The 20,542-nt window shown below is 61.8% G+C and carries 19 protein-coding genes; 7 read left to right on the top strand and 12 right to left on the bottom strand.

What is annotated here, in order from left to right; translation table 11 throughout:
• The first annotated feature begins 80 nt into the window (after window positions 1-80).
• The 3 genes from HNQ40_RS10585 (at window position 81) to gndA (ending at window position 3,437) form a co-directional block, all read left to right on the top strand.
• Complete coding sequence (locus HNQ40_RS10585) at window positions 81-464, top strand: hypothetical protein (RefSeq protein WP_184677806.1); 384 nt, start codon at window positions 81-83, stop codon at window positions 462-464.
• A gap of 296 nt (window positions 465-760) precedes the next feature.
• Window positions 761-1,735, top strand: a complete 975-nt coding sequence (locus HNQ40_RS10580; protein WP_184677805.1) for a phosphoglycerate dehydrogenase — start codon at window positions 761-763, stop codon at window positions 1,733-1,735.
• Window positions 1,736-1,889: 154 nt separating this feature from the next.
• A complete protein-coding gene (gene gndA / locus HNQ40_RS10575; RefSeq protein ID WP_184677804.1) occupies window positions 1,890-3,437 on the top strand; it encodes an NADP-dependent phosphogluconate dehydrogenase in 1,548 nt (515 codons plus the stop codon).
• Between the two features lie 138 nt (window positions 3,438-3,575).
• On the opposite strand, the gene HNQ40_RS10570 is transcribed toward gndA, so the two are convergent.
• The 3 genes from HNQ40_RS10570 to HNQ40_RS10560 all read right to left on the bottom strand — a co-directional run bounded on the left by HNQ40_RS10570 (window position 3,576) and on the right by HNQ40_RS10560 (window position 8,613).
• Entirely contained in the window at window positions 3,576-4,715 is a 1,140-nt protein-coding gene (locus HNQ40_RS10570; protein WP_184677803.1) for a PEP-CTERM sorting domain-containing protein, read from the bottom strand.
• Between the two features lie 128 nt (window positions 4,716-4,843).
• On the bottom strand, window positions 4,844-7,720 hold the full coding sequence (locus tag HNQ40_RS10565) for a glycoside hydrolase family 2 protein (protein WP_184677802.1): 2,877 nt from the start codon (window positions 7,718-7,720) through the stop codon (window positions 4,844-4,846).
• Between the two features lie 107 nt (window positions 7,721-7,827).
• Window positions 7,828-8,613: a nucleotidyltransferase domain-containing protein gene (locus tag HNQ40_RS10560; protein ID WP_184677801.1), complete on the bottom strand. Its 786-nt coding sequence runs from the start codon at window positions 8,611-8,613 to the stop codon at window positions 7,828-7,830.
• 55 nt (window positions 8,614-8,668) lie between these two features.
• On the opposite strand from HNQ40_RS10560, the gene HNQ40_RS10555 reads away from it, so the two are divergent.
• Window positions 8,669-8,923 carry a zinc ribbon domain-containing protein gene (locus HNQ40_RS10555; protein ID WP_184677800.1) on the top strand — a complete coding sequence of 85 codons (255 nt, stop codon included), beginning with the start codon at window positions 8,669-8,671 and terminating at the stop codon, window positions 8,921-8,923.
• Window positions 8,924-9,043: 120 nt separating this feature from the next.
• On the top strand, window positions 9,044-10,099 hold the full coding sequence (locus HNQ40_RS10550) for a reverse transcriptase family protein (RefSeq protein WP_184677799.1): 1,056 nt from the start codon (window positions 9,044-9,046) through the stop codon (window positions 10,097-10,099).
• Between the two features lie 24 nt (window positions 10,100-10,123).
• Here the strand turns inward: HNQ40_RS10550 and HNQ40_RS10545 are convergent, their stop codons facing one another.
• Window positions 10,124-10,687 carry a PEP-CTERM sorting domain-containing protein gene (locus HNQ40_RS10545; RefSeq protein ID WP_184677798.1) on the bottom strand — a complete coding sequence of 188 codons (564 nt, stop codon included), beginning with the start codon at window positions 10,685-10,687 and terminating at the stop codon, window positions 10,124-10,126.
• A gap of 230 nt (window positions 10,688-10,917) precedes the next feature.
• Here HNQ40_RS10545 and HNQ40_RS10540 point away from each other — a divergent pair, with 230 nt between their 5' ends.
• The gene (locus tag HNQ40_RS10540; protein WP_184677797.1) at window positions 10,918-12,027 is read left to right on the top strand and encodes an Ldh family oxidoreductase; all 1,110 of its coding nucleotides are present in this window, start codon (window positions 10,918-10,920) and stop codon (window positions 12,025-12,027) included.
• A 39-nt stretch (window positions 12,028-12,066) separates the two neighbouring features.
• On the top strand, window positions 12,067-13,809 hold the full coding sequence (locus HNQ40_RS10535; protein WP_221435485.1) for a glycoside hydrolase family 9 protein: 1,743 nt from the start codon (window positions 12,067-12,069) through the stop codon (window positions 13,807-13,809).
• 236 nt (window positions 13,810-14,045) lie between these two features.
• On the opposite strand, the gene HNQ40_RS10530 is transcribed toward HNQ40_RS10535, so the two are convergent.
• The 8 genes from HNQ40_RS10530 to HNQ40_RS10495 all read right to left on the bottom strand — a co-directional run bounded on the left by HNQ40_RS10530 (window position 14,046) and on the right by HNQ40_RS10495 (window position 20,467).
• On the bottom strand, window positions 14,046-14,378 hold the full coding sequence (locus HNQ40_RS10530; protein ID WP_184677795.1) for a hypothetical protein: 333 nt from the start codon (window positions 14,376-14,378) through the stop codon (window positions 14,046-14,048).
• A gap of 105 nt (window positions 14,379-14,483) precedes the next feature.
• Window positions 14,484-15,026 (bottom strand): hypothetical protein, encoded by a 543-nt coding sequence (locus HNQ40_RS10525; protein WP_184677794.1) that lies wholly within the window; start codon window positions 15,024-15,026, stop codon window positions 14,484-14,486.
• 92 nt (window positions 15,027-15,118) lie between these two features.
• Window positions 15,119-15,481 carry an EthD domain-containing protein gene (locus HNQ40_RS10520; RefSeq protein ID WP_184677793.1) on the bottom strand — a complete coding sequence of 121 codons (363 nt, stop codon included), beginning with the start codon at window positions 15,479-15,481 and terminating at the stop codon, window positions 15,119-15,121.
• Between the two features lie 207 nt (window positions 15,482-15,688).
• Window positions 15,689-16,132: a hypothetical protein gene (locus tag HNQ40_RS10515; RefSeq protein WP_221435483.1), complete on the bottom strand. Its 444-nt coding sequence runs from the start codon at window positions 16,130-16,132 to the stop codon at window positions 15,689-15,691.
• Between the two features lie 48 nt (window positions 16,133-16,180).
• On the bottom strand, window positions 16,181-16,414 hold the full coding sequence (locus HNQ40_RS10510) for a hypothetical protein (RefSeq protein WP_184677791.1): 234 nt from the start codon (window positions 16,412-16,414) through the stop codon (window positions 16,181-16,183).
• A 70-nt stretch (window positions 16,415-16,484) separates the two neighbouring features.
• Complete coding sequence (locus tag HNQ40_RS10505; protein WP_184677790.1) at window positions 16,485-17,330, bottom strand: 3-keto-disaccharide hydrolase; 846 nt, start codon at window positions 17,328-17,330, stop codon at window positions 16,485-16,487.
• Between the two features lie 106 nt (window positions 17,331-17,436).
• Window positions 17,437-18,852, bottom strand: coding sequence for a Gfo/Idh/MocA family protein (locus HNQ40_RS10500; RefSeq protein WP_221435482.1), 1,416 nt, complete (start codon window positions 18,850-18,852; stop codon window positions 17,437-17,439).
• A gap of 205 nt (window positions 18,853-19,057) precedes the next feature.
• Window positions 19,058-20,467, bottom strand: coding sequence for a Gfo/Idh/MocA family oxidoreductase (locus HNQ40_RS10495; RefSeq protein WP_221435481.1), 1,410 nt, complete (start codon window positions 20,465-20,467; stop codon window positions 19,058-19,060).
• Window positions 20,468-20,542 lie beyond the last annotated feature (75 nt).

The raw sequence follows: 20,542 nt of genomic DNA, 5'->3' as shown, positions 1-20,542 counted from the left end.
ACCGCCTAAGGTCTCTAGGTTCAATTGTTTAGCTTTTCTCAAGGATTGGGTGACCCCCACTAAATTTACCAGGAGTTGTGATGCTTAAATTTCTTGCCTCGATCGTGACTTGTGTTGCCCTGTTGGGCCTTGTGAACCCGGCCAGCGGCCTGGTGATCCCTTCTACCGGCGACGACGTGCTGGCCGTGGAGTTCTGCGACAAGGGCGACAAGAAGAAGAAAGAGGTTGAAAAACCCGCCGAGTCCCAGCTCGAGCTGTGCAAGAAAGACGGCGAGTGCAAGGGCAAGAAGGGCGACGTCGAGAAGCCCGCCGAATCGCAGGTTGAGTTCTGCGACAAGGGCAAGAAGAAGAAAGAAGAAGTCGAAAAGCCCGCCGAGTCGCAAATCGAGCTGTGCAAGAAAGATGGCGAGTGCAAGGGCAAGAAGGGTGACAAGGCCGAGGGCGGCGACACCGCCACGGAGTAAGGCCGAGGCTACGGCCCCGCAACCACCCCATCAATTTGATAACGAACAGCCCCCCGCTCGGCTTTCCGCTGACGGGGGGTTTTCCTTGCCCCCGATTTTGACGCTGGCGGGCTCCGGGCGTATTTTCTTGGGCTCTATCTCCCGCACGGAGGTCGTCGGCCCCCTCTGATTCCCCGCGTTTTCCGCTTCATCTCAGGAATCGCTCAGAGGCAGGTGTCTGGAGGGACGTGCGCATCAACGAGCGGACCCGTCCGGCTCGAATGCCCGACACGACGCTCCCTGACGAAAGGCCTGCCATGCGAATCCTCCTCACCACCACCAGCTATCAGGACACCCCCGGCGATCACCACGCCAAGCTCGAATCCTCGGGCTTCGAGATCGTCCGTGCCCGCGGCCCGCTCCACGAGGCCGAGATGCTCGAACTCGTCGAGAAGCACGGCGGCTTCGACGGCCTGCTCAACGGCGACGACGAGATCACCGCCAACGTCATCGACGCCGCGCTCGCCGCCCCCACCCCGCTCAAGGTCATCGCCAAATACGGCATCGGGCTCGACTCGATCAACGTCCCCCACGCCACCGAAAAGAAGATCCCCGTGCTCTTCACCCCCGGCGTGAACCACACCACCGTCGCCGAGCACGCCTTCGGCCTGATGATCGGCCTGTCCAAACACTTCAAGATGCACCTCCGCGAGGTCGAGGCGGGCAACTGGAAACGTCAGACCGGCAGCGAACTGGCGGGCAAGACCCTGGGCATCATCGGCATGGGCCGGATCGGCAAGGAAGTCATCAAACGCGGCGCCGCCTTCGGCATGCCCGCGATGGCCTACGACCTGTATTGGGACGAAGATTTCGCCAACGAGTACGGCGTCAAGAAATGCGACTCGGCCGAGGAAGTCCTCACCACCGCCGACGTGATCAGCCTCCACATGAACCTGACTGAAGAAAACCGCGGGTTCATCAACACCGCCCTGATCGAGCAGATGAAAGACACCGCCATCCTGATCAACACCGCCCGCGGCGGCCTGGTCAACGAATCGGACATCGCCGAGGCCTGCAAAGCGGGCAAGCTCGGCGGCTACGGCACGGACGTGGTCAACGTCGAGCCGATGCAGACGCCCCACCCCTACCAGGGCGTCGACAACATCATGCTGACCCCCCACATCGGCAGCCGGACCCTGGAGTCCGTCGGCCGGCAGGCCATGCGGGCGACGCTGAATCTTGTAAACTTCTTGTCTGGAAATGACGACTTTATCCAGGCCAACAAGTTCTAAAGTCCCGTATATTCCACATCAACGACGATGTAACCCGCCAGGACGCCAAGGCGCCAAGACGCCAAGGCGAACCCCAGGAAGAGTTCTCTTCTTGGCGTCTTGGCAACTTGGCGTCTTGGCGTAAAAGCCTTTTTTAACCCGAGCACACTTTCACATGGCTAAGAAGAAATCCAACCAATCCGACATCGGCCTCATCGGCCTGGCCGTCATGGGCCAGAACCTCGTCCTGAACATGGCCGACCACGGCTACAAGGTCAGCGTCTACAACCGCACCACCTCCAAGATGGAAGCCTTCATCAAGGACTGCGAAGAAAACGAGCCCTCGGCCGAGCGCGTCGTCGGCTTCGCCGAGCTCAAGGACTTCGTCAAGTCCATCGCCAAGCCCCGCAAGATAGTGCTGCTCGTGCAGTCGACCGCCGTGCTGCCCCACGACCGCGACGCGGTGGACGCGACCATCGCCGGGCTGCTTCCCCTGATCGATAAGGGCGACATCATCATCGACGGCGGCAACTCCAACTGGAACGCCACCATCCGCCGTGAAGAAGAGCTGACCAAGGCCGGCTACGAGTTCATCGGCTCGGGCGTCTCCGGCGGTGAGCTCGGCGCACGCTTCGGGCCTTCGCTCATGCCCGGCGGCTCGAAGAAAGCCTGGAAGTCGCTCAAGCCCATCTGGGAAGCCATCGCCGCCAAGGTCGACCCCAAGACCGGCAAGCCCTACGAAGACTACAAGAAGGGCGTGCCGATCACCGAAGGTGAGACCTGCACCACCCACATCGGCGCCGACGGCGCGGGCCACTACGTCAAGATGGTCCACAACGGCATCGAATACATCGACATGCAGCTGATCTGCGAAGCCTATCAGCTCATGAAGGACCTCCTGGGCATGAAGCCCGACGAGATGTCCAAAGTGTTCGGCCAGTGGAACGAAGGCCTGCTCGACAGCTTCCTGATCGAAATCACCACCGACATCCTCCAGCAGAAAGACCCGACCAACAAGCGCAAGTGGTTCGTCGACATCGTCCTCGATGCGGCCGGCCAAAAGGGTACCGGTAAGTGGACCAGCACCAGCGCCCTGGACATGGGCATCCCCGCCAACGCGATCGCCGAGGCCGTGTTCGCCCGCTGCCTCAGTGCCATCAAGGAAGAGCGCGTCGCCGCGTCCAAGAAGCTCAAGGGCCCCAAGAACACCAAGCCCGTCCGCGGCAAGAAGGCCCTCATCGAAGCGATCCACGACGCCCTCTACAGCTCGAAGATCTGCGCCTACGCCCAGGGCTTCCAGCTCATGGCCGAAGCGCAAAACGAGTACGGCTGGAAGCTGAACTTTGGCGAGATCGCCAAGATCTTCCGCGGCGGCTGCATCATCCGCGCCCGCTTCCTGCAGAAGATCACCGAGGCCTACGCCAAGGACCCGAAGCTGCAAAACCTCATGCTCGACCCGTTCTTCAAGAAGGAACTGCACCGCTGCCAGGAGAACTGGCGGAAGGTCGTCAGCCTGGCCGTGCTCAACGGCGTGCCGACCCCGGCCTTCAGCTCGGCGCTGGCCTACTTCGACGGCTACCGCTCGGCGGTCGTCCCGGCCAACCTGCTGCAAGCCCAGCGTGACTACTTCGGCGCCCACACCTACGAGCGCGTCGACAAGCCCCGCGGCCAGAAGTTCCACGTCGATTGGCCCGAGCCCGATCGCCCGCAGCTCAAGGCGTAAGGCGTTCCGCTCCGCGGCCTACGGCTGGCGTGAGGGCGAAGAAACCTTCGCACCGTCTCGAAACAATAAGCCCGCACATGACTTCGATCATGTGCGGGCTTTTTCGTTGTTCGGTCTGTGTGAGAACTAGAGTTCTGCTTAGGCTCGCCGACGACGCACGACCAGCGTGGTGCCCAAGACGAGCAGCGCCAGCGAAGCGGGCTCGGGGGCGGGGAGATATTCGACCTCGATACCGTCGCCGAAGATGTTGAGCGCGAAGTCCAGCGATTGGGTGTTGTCCAGCTGGGCGGGGAACTCCGAGCCGTTACTGACCTGGGTGTAGAAGGTCAGCACAAATTCGAGCGTTTTTTCCTGGCCCGGCTCAAGCGTGAAATCAATCCCGAATTCACCCGACGCGGTGCGGCTGACTTCATTGGATTCGGGGAAGCTGAATTCATCTTCACTGAACAGCGTGCCGAAGCTGGGCGAACCAAACCCTCCGGGGACCGTGTCGTAGAGCTCGCTAGATCGCTGTGAACCGGGCAGCAAACCCTCGCCTTCATCGACATCGAAAAGGTTGATGCTGACTGCTTCGTTCGCCCACACATTGGGCTGGGCTTCAAAAAGTGATTTCAACCTCAGATCGAGCGCCAGTGCGCTGGAAGACTCGGTCGGGCCGGTGTTTTGGACTTTGATACGTGTCCGCACTTCTTGATCGTTGCTACTCACCGAGCCCGCCGGCGTGCGGATACCCGAGACTAATTTGCCCGCGAACCCGCCGACCGAACCACCCGCTTCATCAAACGAATTCGGATCGCCCGGGCCGGTGCCGTAGATGCGGTCTTCGCGAAAGTCGTCGGGGATGGCGTCGAGGTCGCCGTTGACGTTGCCGATGCTTGCCTCGAACAAACTGTTAGAAACCAACCGCGACTGTTGACGGTAGGCTTCGAATGCGGGCGGCTGGGGTGTGTTGGCATTCAGCTCACGTTCAAGCTCCTCGACCAGATTGAACGGTCGCAACTCAGGAAAGTTCAGCAGAAAGCGCTCGGTGTAGAGGGCCGATTGCGCATTGGGGTCGGGCTCGGTATCAAAGGGATTGTTCGGATCGTTGAGAATGCCGAAGCGTGCGGTGTTGGATAATTGGACCTGAGCCTGCAAACATACCGGCGTGGACACAGCAACGAGCAAGGCAACGAGCAGGTGGCGATGGGGCATCTTTTTCCCTGAGCTGATATGAGACAGGCGTCGAGCAAACCGCGATCCCCGACACCATAAACGCCCACCAAGACAGCACAGCAAGTGTTTTCTAAGTAAAACACCTGATTGTCAAAATAGACAAGATGGCGGTGATGCCGTTGGCAAGGATTGGCATGGGCCAGTGCACAATCCCCTCGCGTTTAGAACGCCGGTACGCCTCAGCCTCAATCTCAACCCGGCAACTGCCGCAGCATGAACCCGTTGAGCCAAAGCGATTGGCCGGGCTCGACAGCGCGGAGTTCGAACGTGGACACTGCATCCGCGGCGGTCACGTCGAACGTGGTCACACCACGGCCTGCACCCTGACGCGGCACTCGGCCGCCCTGGGTCTGAATGACCGCGGCCACTCCGCCATCGGGATCGGTGAGGTGCAACACCTCGGCGGGAGCACCCATGCTGTCGCCCTCTTCGCGGTCGGCGATGTCCATGACGTCGCTGTTGTGGGCCGGGGCGTGGTGGAGGGTGCCGAGTTGGTAGCGGCCGGGCTTGAGTCCAGCGAGGGTGAAACGCAGGCCCGCATCCGATGCACCGATGGGCGAGACGCCGTCCTCGGCGACGAAGCCCAGGGGGCCGGTGGTGTTGGCTTCGCCACGCCAGTGCAGCTTGGCGGTGCCGGTGGCGCTGATGGCTTCGACGATGGCGGTGACGCCGTCGCCCAGGTCGTAGGAGCTCGGGCCCTGCTCGGTGTCGTCGGTCCAACCCTGCCAGCCCTCGGGCTGGATGTGTTGGCCGGGGCCGCCGAGGTCGACCTTGACGACGGGGTGGTCGTAGATCGGCTTGGCGTGGGCGAGGAGTTCATCGGGCTGCCAAGCCACGGTGTCGAGCGTGATCTGTGCGGAGGTCAGGCCGTCGGCGGTCGCGGTGAGTGTGATCGTGCCCGGCTCGCTGCCGGAGCGGAGCAGACACGCGGCGACGCCCTGCCACGGGGCCATCGGGTTGGCGTCGATCGATTCGTCGCCCATGACTTCGCCGGGGCCCTGCACGTCGAAGGTCACCAGGCCGTCGGCGTCGTAGACGCGTTGGCCGTGGCTATCGACCACCTCGGCGAAGCAGGTCACGAAGTCGCTGCCGTCGGCCACGAGCGTGCGGCCTTCGTCGTCGGCCACGAGGCGGATCGCCGCGGGTTGGCCGGGCGTGCGTGCCGAGACCGAGGCGACTTCGTTGCCTTCGGCATCAAACGCCTTCGCTTCGATCTCGCCGTCTTCGTACACCACGGGGAACGTGAACGGCGGCGAGACGAGGTTCGCAAACAACTCGTCGCGATCCGGGGTTCGCCGTGCGATCAGCTTGCCGTTCACGCGCAGCTCTACCTCGGCCGCGTTGCTGAACACGCGCAACTTGGTCAGCCCCGGCAGCCAGTGCTCGCCCAGCGCGATCATCGGCTCGGTCGTCAGTTCGCTCTGGCACCAGTCCATCACCGGGAACGGCATGCGGAAGATGTCCATCATGCCGCCGCGGGTGCGGGCGCGCGACTCGATCGGCGGGTCGTGGAAGGTGTAGTACGCATGGGCCGTCCACGCCGCCATCGCGAAGCGGTTGGCCGAGGCGCGGTAGCGGGAGATGAGTTCCTGGTTGGGCTCGCCGGTCCAGGTGGACATGTGCTCGTTGGCGAAGGTGAGCTCATCCGGCTCGGGGTCGTTGTGGTAGTCCATCGTGGTGAAGAAGTCCGCTACGCCCGCACTCTGCAGCCCGGTCCACGGCGCGTGGTTCGAGCCGGTGAGGCGGGTGGGGTCTTCTTCCTTGCACGCGGTGTGGAGCTGTTCGATCGTACCGCGGTGGTTGATGCCCGCGCCCCAGAAGGCGACGCAGGGGTGGTTGCGGTGGTTGCGGATCGCCCGGCGGGTGACGAGCTCGAGCTTGTCACGCCACGGCTGATCTTCCAGTTGGATCCAGCTCGGCCCCTCTTCGTACACCAGCATGCCCAGTTCGTCGCATGCTTGCAGAAACGCATCGTCGTGCGGGTAGTGGGCGAGGCGGATGATGTTGAACCCGCGGGCCTTGAGCTGGATCGCGTCCTGCACGTGGAGGCTGTTGGGCATGGCGTCGCCGACATAGGCGAAGTGCTGGTGTCGGTTCACGCCGATGAGCATGGTGGGTTCGCCGTTGATGAGGCAGCCCACGCCTTCACGTAGCTCGATGGTGCGCACGCCCAGCGGCGTCTCGCAGGTGTCCACCGCCTTACCGTCCACGCTGACGAGCGTGTGCACGCGGTAGAGGTAGGGATCGTCACACGACCACTTGCGCAGGTTCTCGGTGATCGCGCCGGTCTGGAAGAACGTGTGATCGCCTTGGCCCAGCACCGTGGCGGATTCTTCAAAACGGGCGACGACGATGCCGTCCGCATCAACGATGCGCGTGAGCAGCGTCGCCTCGGCGGGTGCATCCCCGGCATTGGTCAGCGTGGTGCGCACGCTCACCGTGGCGGAGTCTTTCTTCACCGTCGGCGTCGTCACGCTCACGCCCGCCAGCTTCTTGTCCCACGCAAAACCGACGTGCACATCATGCGTTTGCACGAGATACACATCGCGGTACAGCCCGGCAAACTTGATGTAGTCGAACGGCCCCGGGTCCGGCGGGACATCGGGCCGCTGGGTGTTGTCGGCTTTCACCACGACGACGTTCGTCCCGTCGCGATCAATGTAGTCGGTGACATCGAAATGAAACGGCGTGTAGCCGCCCAGATCGTGAAGCCCAACCTCGGTGCCGTTGACCCAGACGGTGGTGACTTGGTGGACGCCCTCGAACTCGAGGAAGACGCGCGAGCCGCCCGTCGTATCGACCGTGAACTCCCGGCGGTACCAGCCGACCTCGCGGAGGAACGTCGGCTGGGTTTTGCCGTCGGTGCAGCCGTCAAGCTCAAGCGAGGTGAGCTTGAGCCCGTGGGGAATGCTGACGGGTTCCCAGTTCGCCACGTCGACACCCGGCTTGGACAACGCGGCGCCGTCCTGTTCGCCGCCGAGCACGAACCGCCAGTCGGCGTTGAGGCAGAACTTTCGACGGTCGGTGGGCGTGACCCCGACGGGCAGTTGGGACGGGTCGTGTTGCACGGAAAACTCCTGAGAAACGGATGCTGAGATCGGCGGGACGCCGAGCGGGTGAAGTACTTTACCTCAAGACAATCCGCCCCACACCCGATCGGCATCGTCGCCCCAAATCACCAGTCGTCCACGCCCACCGGGCCGCTGAGCCAGGCGAGTTCTGAGTCGGCCATGAACCGGGCGGGCCAGCCGGTCGCGGGCTTGGGCCAATCGCGGAAGTCTCGGACCGACTCGAAAAACGTCTCGATGTGTTCTTGGGTCGGCTCGCGGTAGAGCGTGTCGATCTGCGACCCGATGCCGTCGGGCTTCTCCGTCGCCCCGTCGAGCACGCGCAGGAACCACTTGTGGTACGGGAACAGCAGGCGGTTGTGGGCCAGCAGCATCCGCCCGCCGAAGAGGACCAGTCGGCCTACCGACCAGTTCAGCAGGTGGGGGTTGCCGTGGCGCAGCGCTTCGCCGCAGTACCACCGCCAGCCTTCGAGCTGGGCGTAGAACACGGCGATGCGTTCGTCGACGCCTTGGTCGGGATAGGCCGAGGCCTGTTGGGCGAGGGCGTCCAAACCGCCGTCGCGGTCGAGCAGCACCTGCGTGTCGAGGAAGGCGTATCGGCTGGGCTCGCTGCCGTCCTGCGCGACGCGTTGCATGTACGCCCGGCTGGTGTACTTGCCGTCCACGTACCCGCCTTCATAGGGCGCGAGCTCGTTGCTGAAAAAATGGATCGCCCCCTCGGCCTTGCGCTGTTCGTACCGTTCGTCGGCGACCACCAACATGATGTCGATGTCCGACGCCTCGGTCGCGCTGCCGTGGGCGATCGATCCGCCGAGCAGAACGCCCGTCACCTCCGGGTCGTCGGCGAAGTGCTGGCGGACGTTGTCGATCGATGCCTGGTGGTGCTTGTACAATGAAGGACTCCGGAGCTGTGAATCGAAACACCAACACGCCGCCCGAGCGACCGCCATGCCGACCTACCAATACTACTGCACCGACAACCACCAGACCCTCGAAGTGATGCACGGCATGTCCGCGACCGTCGAGACCTGGGGCGAGCTCTGTGAACTCGCCGAAACTGATCTGGGCAAGACCCCCGCCGATACGCCGGTCGAGAAGCTGCTGGGCACCGGCATGGTGCTGTCCAAGAAGCCCGACCCCGCCGACTGCACCGGCCCACCGGCGGGCGGCGGTTGCTGCGGCGGGATGTGCAGCGGGCATTGATGCATTTATGCAACGATTCGATCCCGTACAATTCAGGCTGCCTTGGCGAAGCTCTGTAGAGCGTAGGGCGATGTTTCGTCGCCCGGGTCGCGTCGCGGCCTCCGAGACTCGGTAGTCTGCATGATGCAAAGACACGTCTTTGCCCATGCTGAGCAAGGCGGGCCGATCCCCGGTAACCCGGCGAAAGGCTTTTTGTGGCTCTTCGCAATCATCTTCGCGGTGCTGACGGTCGTCGTGATCTGCGTCGCGATCGTGCTGTGGCTGCAACGCCTCGCGCTGCTGCCCAAGCCCCACGAAACGCACCGCACAGACCGCCGTCGCACCCGGCTGGGTAGGGGCAAAGACCTCGCCGAACTCGCCCGGCGTCTGGATACTTCCGCGCAGAAACTGCAAACCGCCAACCGCAGGTACCACCGCTTCACCACCGCCAAGAAACGCGGCGGCACACGCGTGCTCCACGCGCCCAACCCCGAGCTCAAACACCTGCAACGGCTGATCCACCGCAGGCTGCTCCGCAAGCTCCAGGTGCATTGGTGCGCGACCGGGTTTGAGCCGGGCGTGTCGATCGCGCACAACGCCGCGTTCCACGCCGGGCAGGCGGTGGTGATCAAGCTCGACCTCAAGGACTTCTTCCCGAACACCACGGCCGAGCGTGTCGAGCACTACTTCCGCCGCATCGGCTGGGACGCCGAGTCCGCCGCCCTGCTCACCGAACTCTGCACCCACGAAGGCGGGCTCCCCCAGGGTGCCCCGACCAGCCCGCGCCTGAGCAACCTGATCAACCACGTGATGGACGCCCAGATCTTGCGCTACGTCGAGGCGCACCACGGCACCTACACCCGCTACGCCGACGACATCACCGTCAGCTACCCCGAGGACTGGCCGAAGTACGTCCGCGGCACGATCCAACACGTCCGCCGCACCGCCAAACGCCACGGCTACACCGTCCACACCCGCGGCAAGCTCCGCGTCGTCAGACGACACCAGCAGCAACGCGTCACTGGGCTGGTGGTCAACGACCGGGTGAACCTACCCCGCGAGAAACGCCGATGGCTGCGGGCCGTGGAACACCGGCTGAAGACCCAGGGCCGGGCCTCGCTGACCGCCCAAGAGTTAGAGGGTTGGAAAGCGCTGAGCCAGATGGTCGACCGCCACGCGAACCCCGAAGCGGGATAACGCCGAACCGAAAAGTTGATGCGTTCAACGTCGTCGCGAGAGAGCGGCGAAGCCCGCCAGCCCCACCAGCAGACCGGCGCCAGGCTCGGGGACCGAACGCAGATACGAAAACCCGCCGTTGCCCCGCAAACCCCACGCGGTGAATTGGATATCGAGGTAGATGTCTTCGTCGATGAGGTGCAGCACCCCGGGGCCGTTGAGGATCGCCCCGGCCAGCACGCCCCGGCCGCCCAGCGCGGTGGTCCAGTCGGCGAAGTTGAGCAGGGACCAGTTGGTGCTGACCAGGTCTTGCTCGGACTGGCCGGGGTTGTTTTGGAGGAACGCCCATTCGGTGCCCGCGGGGGACGTGGCCTTGTAACCGGATTCTGCGGCGATGTTGAACAAGCCCTGCGTTGCCGCGCGGGTCAACTCGACCTGCGACGTGATGGCGTCCTGGTTCGCGGGGTCGGTGTGGTCCGCCCCGTTCGCCTTGGTGAAGGCAAAGTCCAGCCCGCTCCAAACGGTCGGCGTCGCCCCCGCCACGGCGGACTGCAGCGCAATCAGACCCGCGACCAAAACAAGGCCCAACCGCATCCTGGGGTAACGCATCTCAATCTCCCTCGCTCGGCCCGACCGATGCCCGAGCCGCTTCATGATCCAGTTCACACCTTTTCAGTGTACCACCGGATATCCAGCAGGCGAGGCTTTCAGCCCCAAAACCCAAGGCCCCGCGGCCGCCGCAAACCGCCCGACGCGGCCGGGCAAATCCGCCCGAGGCCCCGTCTTAAAGTCCTTAATCGGCAACTCCGCCCCGCCCGGGTTTTGCTACCATTCCCCGCATGTCGAATCTGATCTTCCCTATCGAATCTCACAACGCCCTCGTCGCCGCCGCCTACCAGCACCGCGGCTACACCGCCGACGAGGCCCAGCAGGCCGCCCGCTTCAGCCAGCTCACCGCGTGGTACGGCATCAAGACGCACAACGCCCTCAAGGCCCTGCACCTCGACCACCTCTTCGGCAGCGGCAACGAGACCAACCCCGGCTGCGTGCCCGGCGCGGAGATCGAAAAGCTCCCCAGCAGGTTTGCCGCCGCCGAGCAGTGGAACGCCAACCGCAAGCTCGGCCAGGCCGTGGCTTTTGAAGCCATCGAGGCCGCCGAGAAGATGGCCGACCAGTACGGCGTCGGCATCGTGTCCGTCGACTACGCCTTCCATTACCTCTGGGGCGGCGGCTACGTCATGGATTCGGCCAAACGCGGCTACATCGCCTACACCAACTGCACCGCCGCCCTCGCCGAAGTCGTCCCCTTCATGGGCAAGCACCCCACCCTCGGCACCAACCCCCACTCCTGGGGCTTCCCCACCCAAGACGCCATCGGCTACCCCATCGTCATCGACTGGGCCACCTCCACCGTCGCCATGGGACGCGTCCAACAATTTAAACGTGAAGGGCTCACCCTGCCCCCCGACTCCGCGGTCGACAAGGACGGCAACCCCACGCAAGACCCCAACCAGGTCCACGCCCTCCAGCCCTTCGGCCGACACAAGGGCTACGGCCTGTCGCTCATCAACGAACTCGTCGGCGGCTTCATCGGCGGCAGCCTCCCCACCCTCCGCTCACGCCCCGAAGACATCCCCGCGGGGACCGAAGGCGAAAAGACCACCCCGTCGTTCTACTTCCAGGTCATCCACCCGGATGCGGTCAGCGGCGGAGCGTTCGCCTGCGGCCGTGACCAGGCCGCCAACGTCAAGGCCGTCATCGAAGATGTCGTCGGCCACGGCAACGTCGACAACGGCACCATCCTCCCCGGCGAACTCGAATACCGCGCCTCACTCGAAAGCGAAAAGGCCGGCGGCCTGCTCTTCACCGAAGCCGAGATCGCCGAGTTCAAAGAACTCGCCGACGAGTGCGGTCACGATTTCGACCCGAAAATACTAAAAAACGCCTAGTAAACGCGGATCGCGTTTTGCTATAAATGCGATCCACTTATGCGCTGGATCACTATCTGCCTGGCTCTGGTATCGCTCATGACATCTCCAACTCTGACCGCTGAGGTCTGGGTGATGTCTTCCCAGATCGGCTACGACCAGTCCGACAATAAAGTCGCGATGGTCCGCTCCGATCAACCGGACCGCCTGTCTACCGAAGCGACCTTTACACTTCACGACGATTCATCGGACCTTGCACACCAAGGCCAACTCGTCGCGCACGGCGAGCGGTGGGCCGCGCATTGGTGGGAGGCGGATTTCTCGTCGGTGCTTACTCCGGGCCGATACACCCTACACATTCACGATGGCGACGAAGTGATCGCCGAAAGCAATCCGATCGACATCGGCGAACAACTGCTCTGGGAAGCCAGCTACCCCGTCATCGGGTCGGACTACCTCAAGACCCGTTCGCAGCAGGCCCGCACCGGCGTGGGCTGGCGCGACTGTGGCAGCGACCTGCAAGAGTTCAGCAGCCACGCGGTCTGCGTCGACGGCATCGCTGATGTGATCAAACTGATCGCTCACAAGGGGCCGGAAGATCAACTCGTCTTCCTCCAAGACCAACTCATCCGCGGCTGCGACTACATGGCCCGCCTGCAAGACAAGGCCGAGGTCGAGGGGTTGGGGCGCGGCGTGGTCATCCACGAAGACCGGGACCGCGACGTCGTCACCGGCAACATCGCCAAAGCCGCCGCGGTGTTCGCCCGCGTGTCACGGCTGATCCAAACCCATAACCCCGAGAAGAGCGCCGAGTACCTCGAACGCGCCAAACTCGCGTTTGACTGGCTCGAAGACCACGGCCCGGTCGACCCGGTGGGCGAACAAGACTTTTTCGCCGCCGTCCACGGAGCGCCCAAAGGCTCGGCCCCTCCCGATGGGCAGTGGATGACGCGTGACCTGGTCACCATGACCCGGGCCGCGTTCGAGTTGTGCCGTGCGGGAGAAGCCGACTACCAAGACCGCGCCGTGGCGTACGCCGACCTGCTCATGCAACGTCAGGTCCCCGAAGATGAAGCCGAGCACGGGTACTTCGGCCACTTCTACACCTACGACCACTTCGACTCATTCGACGGCATCCGCTTCACCGAGAAAGCCAACATCCACTGCGGGGCGTGGAGCAAGGAAGGCCGGCTGTACAACAAAGGCGGCCACTACCCCCACTACCTGCTGCCGCTGATCGACATGACCCGGGAGTGGCCCGACCACCCCGATGCCGAGCGGTGGAAACAGACCCTCCACCGATTCGCCCACGGCTACCTCTTGCCCGCCTGCCGAAGCAGTCCGTTCCTCATCCTCCCCGCCGGGGTCGACCGCGAGCACAGCCTGGTGCATTTCGGGAGTTGGTACCACGGCCACAACAACATTTACGCCTTCACCGCTTCCCTGGCTCTCGAACTCGGCGAGTTGTTCGACGACCCGCAGTTCCGCGAGATCGCCGTGGCCAACGTGCAATGGATCGCGGGCCTGAACGTGGGCAAGCTCGAAGGCGGCGGCGAAGGCGAAGGCCCCGCGGCCTACCTCCCCGTCAGCATGGTCTACGGCGTCGGCCAACGCTCACGCGGCAGCTGGACCAAGATCCCCGGCTCGGTCTGCAACGGCTTCTCCGCAAGCCGCCAGTTCAAGATCAAGCCGATCACCCCCGCCACCGACCTGCCCATCCATTTCGACGACGAAGCCTACATCGCCCACAGCCTCCCCTACCTCGCGGCACTCGCGCGGCTGGAAGCGTATCGCTCCGAGTAGCACGCCGCACGAAGACTCTGGTCGCTTTAGAACACGCCTCGCTCGAAAGCGAAAAGGCCGGCGGCCTGCTCTTCACTGAAGCCGAGATCGCCGAGTTCAAAGAACTCGCGGATGAGTGCGGGTATGCGCTTGATCCTAGCACACTGAAAACAGCTTGAGCTATCCCATGGCGATGTAGTCTAGCCACACCTATGAGCAGCCCTCGCAGGCGTCGCCGGTCAACTGCCAGCCAGTGGTTAGGTGACCCGTACATCCGTGCGGACGATGTAGGTGCTGTATTGTGGTTGGTGACGCGCTCCGTCTATCCAGAGCCATGTACCGGGACAATCGGAAACAGGAATTAATTCTAACTCAGTCGCCCCATCGCTCACTTTGAGCAGCCAATCCAATTCCGCATCAAAGGGATCCACGCCATCATCCACTGGCAAGACAGCAACATGTTCACGCAACGCTGCATCCGGTGTTGAGGAGGTATGTTGACTTAGATGAAATATACCATTGGATTCGGTGATACACGTAAACACCACAGCTTTACCACCTAACGTAAATCGGCTCAGTAGGTCAGGCATGCCTGACCTACATCCTGCGCTATAAAACAATCGCGATTGATCTGATACTAATGTAGTTGGCCCGCGCCCTCTTCACACTTCGAATAAAGTGCCTGCACAGGCGATTTAACGCCTCGGATCAATATTCTCCAAAAAGTACCCGGTATAAATCAGCGGCTCACCTGGACTCGATCCCGAACCGGCTTTGGGCGCTTCGGAGAAACCACTAAAGTTGAAGTTATTACTCACACCGCCATCATTTATAACCTCGTTAAAATACTTCTCTCTAAATTGCTCAGGGTATTTTTTCACTCGATCGATGGATTCAGGATTAAAAATGAGTGTTTCTGTATTTCGAATCGTAACGTCCATCCATATCCCTCGCTCGCCTTCAAGCGCAAACAGACCTTTTGCATCTGTCTCGGCATATTCCATACGACGTCGGGCTTTCCTGTAACCAATCCAGTGCCAGAAAAAATTAGGTTCCGAAATCGAGAACTCCACTTGATGCCCAACAATTGGCTTACCACTTTCGTCAATTATTTTTCCGTAAAAATTGATGTCGCCGCTAATCAGATATGCTCTTTGAATGTCGTCAAAATTCCATACGAGCAAGACAAGCAGGATCAATAAGGGAAACGAGAAGACGATGAATATTTTCCGCTTCATTACACAGCACGTTCAATCAATAATGGCCAACTCATCTATCCAGACCAACGTTTGAGAATATTCGCTACTAAAATGCACTACCTAGTTCAATTTCACAACTCATGCTCCACCGCGATGAACGCGCTGGAGCGGGCGTGGTCAATAAAGTTGTTTTCGTCGGCGGTGAGGGTCGCCCCGACCTCCTGGCCTTCGGGGGAACTCATCGCGGCCATAAGTTGTTCTTCGGATTCGAACCACACCTCGGCGACGCCGTCGCAGGCCCCGGCCATGCCGCGTGATGCGCGGATCGCGTCGTTCATCGGCGAGTCCAGCGTGTGGCACTGCACGTAACGCTTGGTCCCGAACACATCGGCGAACTTGCCGAACAACGGGGCGTGCTGGTTCAGCCAGTAGTCCTGAAACTCGGCCCGCGTCGTGCCGGGCTTGCGGTAGCAAATCATCACAAACTTGATCATCACGGCTCCTTCCCATCGGGTGTGGGGTGGCCGGGGCATAATGCCCCGGAATAAGTCGGTTTGAGGTTACCACGCGGGACGCTCCGCGTCGCCCGCTAAACGAAATCCTGCATCCCGTAGGTCAGGCATGCTTGCCTGAGTTACGGCAACTAATAAACCGTCATGTACTACAAACACCGTGCCCCCTCATTAAGATAGATACAAAATTCACGGAGATTTTCTAATAAAATAGTCTGTATCTGGATTAAAAGAAATCACTTCGCCTTTTTTGTGAAGGCTCCCTTCCACATGACCATACTGTTTTGGAGGTGAACTATCGACTACTATAAAAGGGCTAAAAACAATCGATTCATTACGCAACTCCCATGTCCCGTCTAATGAATGTTGCGTCACCCCATTGCGTGAGAACGTCTGTGTAAACGTATTATCCTGATTCAGCACGATTACTTCTTGACCATTTGAATAGTTCCCCACATAACGGCCTTGAACCGAATACGTATTGCCTGGCTGGCCCCCATCTCCACATGATGGAATCAAGAAGCATAAAGCAATCATCAATTGAAATATCTGTTTATTTACCATACCAAGCGTTTTATTTACAAGAGTAGCTGAGGCAGAATATCCCGGAACTGGATCAGTTGAGATTACCACGCGCGGGACGGTTCGCGTCGCATCTTAAACACAAGAAAGCAAGGTTTATTAAAACTGCGTCAGCCAGATCGTGACACCCACGAGCGAACCCACCAAGAGCCACACCAGACCGAATCCGATCACGGCATAGACCCACATGAGTCTCAAGCAGCGGTCGCAGAAGAACTGCCGCACCATCGGCGGCTGGGGAAAGCGTTCAAGAGGCCTGTAGAACATCCAGCGCCGCTTGCCCGAGGCATGGCGGCCGCATCGCTCACAGTCATCTTCTTCGACTTCCGCCATTGCGCCATCCTTCCGCAAAAAGCTACTCGACAAATCGCGTCAGGCAGTCATGCCTGACCTACGGCAACGCTTACTCGGAACCCAAATCAAGGATGCGGATGTTGCGGTAGCGGGCGGCGCCGTCGGGTTTCCAGCGGGTCCATTTGCCCGAGGGGTGGACCTGCAGGCCGATCGAGCCGCGGTTGCCGGTAACTTCTTGGGTGACTTCGCTGCTCCAGGTGGTGGGCTGGTCCCAATCTTTTTTGTTGTTGTCGCGCATGTGGCGGGCGGCGAAGGTGTTGCCGTCGAGGTCCATCACCATCTCGCCGTTGATCCAAGTGGTGACGTGGGGCGCGGTGCCGACGCAGCGGATCTTGAGGGTGTTCCACTCGCCGGGCTTGAAGGTGGCGTTCCACGTCTCGGCGTCCATCGAGTAGGTGAGCTTGTCGATCTCGACGCCGTCGTAGTTGTCCCGGGCGAGGATTTGGCCGTCTTCTTCGTAGAGCAGAAGCGGTCGGCACATGAAGCCGCCGATGCCCGAGCCGTAGACGTAGCCGACGGTGCCCCAGCTGATGTAGTCGACGAGGATCTGGATGGCCTTGCCGTCTTCGGTGCAGCGGATGAAGACGCCCGAGTCGCAGCCCCAGTCGACCAGGAACTCGAGTTCGAGTTCGAAGTCGGCGAACTTGCGGTCGGTGAGCAGTAGGGCGCCGTTCTTGTTGGGAAGTTGGACGCCGTGGATCGCGCCGTCTTCGACGAAGAAGTTCTCCGGCTGGCCGTGGTAGTTGTGGTTCTCGGGCACCTGCATGATGTGCCAGCCGTCGAGGGTTTCGCCGTCGAAGATCGGTTCGTAGACGGGGGATTCGGGGCTGGGCGGGGTCGCGGCACAACCCGTGAGCCCGATCGCCAGAGCCAGCACGCAGATAGATCGTTTCATCCTGTCATGATATGAGAGGACGGGGTGGGTGGTGAGTGCGCGAGCGCGGGGACAAGCCCCGCGGCTAACGGGGTGGCGGTGTTTGTATGTCCGATGCGTGATCGATTCAGACCCACAGGACTTCGCCGTACTCCCAGCCCGGGCGGACCTCGGGCTTGACGAAGGCGTTGAGTTCGGGGCGGTTGGTGATCTGGCCGGTCTTGGCGTCCCAGTCGATCTTGCCGCCGTGCCGCATGACCAGTGCGCCGAGCAGGGCCATCACCGTGAACGGCGAGGCAAAGTCGAAGTTCGCACCGGGCTCGGGGCCTTCGCCCTTGATCGCGCGGAGCCACTCGGCAAACGGGCCGCCCTTGACGCGGGGGTAGACCTCTTCGGGGTAGCCGGCCGCTTTGAACTCGCGCATCGCTTCTTGGTTGGCTAGGCGAGGTTTGTTCGAACGGTTGTCGGTGAAGCCGATCTGTTTCTCACCGAAGTAGAGGGTCCCGGCCGGCATCTTTTCGTCCGGCTCACCCCAGGTCCATTCCTCGGGCTTGTCGGGCATGTACTTGCCCCAGCCATTGTGCCAGTAGAACGTGCAGGGGGCCTTGTCGCCGCGGCGTTCGAAGTCCCAGCGGACCACGTTGGCGTCGGGCACGATGACGTCGCTGCCGTTGAGTACCATCTCGAGCTCGACCGAGACGGGGTCGTAGAGGTCGAGGATCCAGACCGGGGCATCAGACACGTGCGCCAGCCAGTCGCCGATCAGGCCGTTGCCGAAGGGGTAGTAGCCGCGCCAGCCCTTGGGGTGGTATACGCCGTGGTAAGGCAGGTCGGTGGTCGACGGGCCCTTCCACAAATCCCAATCGAGGTGCGACGGGACCGGCTGCTCCACCGGGGGCAAGACATCCGGGCGCATGAAGTAGTGGTTGTTGTTGGGGTCGCCATCGAACTCGCGCCAACCCGGGCCGCCGAAGAACGAACGCACCTCGGTGATCTGACCGAAGACGTCGGCCTCGTACCACTCTCGCATCTGACGGATGCCGTCGTAGGTGTGGCCCTGCACCGCCATGTTGGTGACGACGCCGTACTTGTGCTTGGCCTTCTGGAGCGTCTGCGCTTCCCAGATGTTGTGGGTCAGCGGCTTCTGCGTGATGACGTGCATCCCGCGCTCCATGGCGGCGATCGTGGCGACGAAGTGGGTGTGGTCGGGCGTGTTGATGCACACCGCATCGATCTCGTTTTCCATCTCGTCGAGCATCACGCGGAAGTCTTTGAACTTGCGTGCTTTTTCCAGCTGAGGAAACTCCTCGGCCTTCTGCAGAAACATGTTCTCGTCGACGTCCGCCAGGGCAACGATGTTTTCGTTGTTGCAGCCCCAATACGCCATGCCCGCGATGTTGCCGGCGCCAATCATGGCAATGTTGAGCTTGCTATTGGCCGAGGGCCCGGGTTGCCCGATTGAGAAGCTGGGGATGGCACCCGCCCCTGCGGCGGTGGCGGCGGTGGCTTTCAGGAAGGTACGGCGATTCATCGAACGGGACATACGTGGGCACTCCATCAATTCGAACACAGAAATCATGCAAAGCGAAACACGAAAAACCGACTGTTAAAGTACTTTTACCGATTGCTTGTTGGATCCCCGACCGACGACACTTTCATGCGTGGGTTGGGGACCTTGCTCGCCGGTGATGTTCAGGACACCGAGGGCATATCGAGGGAATTAATCGGAACGATCCGTCGCGGGCCGATCACGTCCAGAGGTCTTCGCCGTACTCCCAGCCGGGTCGGACGCGGGGCTTGACAAAAGCGTTGAGTTCGGGGCGGTTGGTGATCTCGCCCTTCGCGCCGTCCCATTCGATCTTGCCGCCGTGGCGGATGGCCAGGGCGCCCAGGAGTTGGGTGACGGTGAACGGAGCGGCGAAGTCGAAGTTGGCACCGGGCTCGGGGCCGTCGCCCTTGATCGCGCGGATCCACTCGCCGAACGGGCCGCCCTTGATGCGGGGGTAGACCTCTTCGGGGTAGCCGGCTTCTTTGAAGGCGCGGGCTTCGTCTTTGTTGGCGAGGCGGGGCTTGTTGGAGCGGTTGTCGGTGTAGCCGACGGATTTATCGCCGATGAACAGCGAGCCGGCGTTGGGCAACTTTTCACTCCAGGTCCAAGCTTCGGGCTTCGCGGGAGCGAACTTGCCGGGTGCACCGTTGTGCCAGTAGAAGGTACAGGGCGCTTTGTCGCCGCGGCGTTCGAAGTCCCAGCGGACGCGGTTGCCGTTGGGCACGACGATGTCGTCGCCGCCTTCGACTTCCTCGAGTTCAACCGAGACGGGGTCGTAGAGATCGAGGATGGAGATCGGGGCGTCGGAGATGTGGGGCATCCAGTCGCCGATGAGGCCGTTGCCGAAGGCGTGGTAGCCGCGCCAGGTCTTGGGGTGGTAGACGCTGTTGTACGCAACGTCCGCCGCGACGGGGCCGAGCCACAGGTCCCAGTCGAGGTTGTCCGGGGCGTCCATGGCCGCGGGGGGCAGGACCTCGGGCTTCTGCCAATAGGGGTTGGGCTTCTCGGCACCGGGCTTGGTCCACCACGGGCCGCTCATCCAGCTGTGGGCTTCGGTGACTTCGCCGAGCACGCCGGCTTCGTACCATTCGCGCATCTGACGAATGCCGTCGAAGGTGTGGCCCTGCACCGCCATGTTGGTGACGACGCCGTACTTGTCCTTAGCTTTCTTGAGCGTCTGGGCTTCCCAGATGTTGTGGGTCAGCGGCTTCTGGGTGATGACGTGCTTGCCGCGTTCCATGGCGGCGATCGTGGCGACGAAGTGGGTGTGGTCGGGCGTGTTGATGCAGACCGCGTCAATCTCGCTGTCCATCTCGTCGAGCATGACGCGGAAGTCTTTGTACTTTTTCGCGTCGTTGAGCTGGGGGAACTTCTCGGCGTGCTGGAGGAACATGTTCTCGTCGGTGTCCGCCAGGGCGACGATGTTCTCACGGTTGCACGGGCCGTAGGCCATGGCGGCGATGTTGCCCGCGCCGATCATGGCGATGTTGAGCTTGCTGTTGGGCGAGGGGCCCGGCTGGCCGATCGAAAACGTGGGCACCACACCGGTTCCCACCGCGGTGGCGGCAGAGGCTTTGAGGAAGGTCCGACGGTTCAGGGTAGTTTTCAAAACGGTGACACTCCGAGAGAGATGAGAATCAGACCGGCTGATACAGAAAGCCGAATCCCTAACAATATAGGCGGC

It is taken from the genome of Algisphaera agarilytica (assembly GCF_014207595.1).
GTDB lineage: Bacteria > Planctomycetota > Phycisphaerae > Phycisphaerales > Phycisphaeraceae > Algisphaera > Algisphaera agarilytica.
Note: the sequence above shows the minus strand (reverse complement) of the source record. Positions and strands in the feature narration are given on the sequence as shown.